Below are 1226 nucleotides of genomic sequence, written 5' to 3'. Positions count from 1 at the left end.
AGAGGTATCGTATGGCTCATAAAGAAACGAATTTGACAGACAATGAGATATTGCGCCAGAAGATAGTGAACCTCCAACACGCATTGTCTTTGGAGAAGATGCGCAGCCGTGCCTATGAGAAACTCATAGAGATAGCCGAATCCGAGGAGGGTATCAGCATCTTAAAAAAAGATGGTGCCAAACAGTAACGGCGCTGCGTGAGGAGTTTCCCGGTGTATCCGTGGAATTCCTCTGTGGGCTGTTTGGCAAGAAACGCCAGTGGTATTACGCAAGCAGCAAGCTTGTGATTTCTGAGCGGCAAAGGCGTAAACTGATAGTTGACAATGTACTCTACTATCGTGCCTGCTGTCCCGGGATAGGCGGTGTGAAACTGCACGTCCTCCTCAAGTCGGAGCTAGGTGAAGATGTTACTCATGGTCGCGACTCCTTCTTAAAACTACTTGCTTCAGAAGGACTTATGCTTCCCAAGAACAAGCGAAGACGTACAACGGACTCCAATCATCCTTATAGGAAGTATCCTAATCTTGTACAAGGTGTTACGGCAATGTATGCTAACCACATTTGGGCAGCCGACATAACCTACGTTTGGATTTACGGCAACGTCCTGTACCTCCATCTCATTACAGATGTTTACTCACATGCTGTCATAGGCTGGTGCTTATCCGAAACCATGGAGGCTATAAATACGAAGGAGGCATTGCTAATGGCAGTTAAGGCAGCCGGAGGAGGCAACCTCTGCGGAACGATACACCACTCTGACAGAGGTTCGCAATACGCCTGCCACCTATATGTTGAAACTCTTATGTGCCACCATATCAGGGTTAGTATGACAGAACGGTACAATCCTACGGACAATCCTGTGGCGGAAAGGACGAATGGAACCTTTAAGGTTGAGTGGATTTACCAGCAGGAGATGTACCGAGATTATGACCAGGCCAACATGGAAATCTCCAAGGCAATAGCCTTCTACAACTACAGACGACCGCATATGAGCATAGGAATGAAATGTCCGATGGATGTCTATAGAGGCGAACAGCCCGGGAGAAATCTTTGGAAAAAGAGATAAATGCTTGCAAAAAAGAAAAATATAAAGTATCTTTGGAACGCCGAAAATATGGCGAACGACGGTCTTATGCCATCTTCACCAAAGGTCCCAGGGGGCATCGAGCCCCCTAAGACCTTGCCGAAAATATGACGGAACTTAGGTGTTGTCCATCTTCTTTTAT

At 46.7% G+C, this 1226-nt stretch carries 1 protein-coding gene and 1 pseudogene; both read left to right on the top strand.

The genetic code is table 11. The features are described from left to right. Positions 1–188: pseudogene (locus E0E16_RS14390) on the top strand (hypothetical protein); the annotation flags it as partial. 32 nt (positions 189–220) lie between these two features. After that, on the top strand, positions 221–1066 hold the full coding sequence (locus tag E0E16_RS08685; RefSeq protein WP_240048166.1) for an IS3 family transposase: 846 nt from the start codon (positions 221–223) through the stop codon (positions 1064–1066). Positions 1067–1226: the final 160 nt, after the last annotated feature.

This window comes from Prevotella rectalis (genome assembly GCF_900607215.1).
GTDB lineage: Bacteria > Bacteroidota > Bacteroidia > Bacteroidales > Bacteroidaceae > Prevotella > Prevotella brunnea.
Note: the sequence above shows the minus strand (reverse complement) of the source record. Positions and strands in the feature narration are given on the sequence as shown.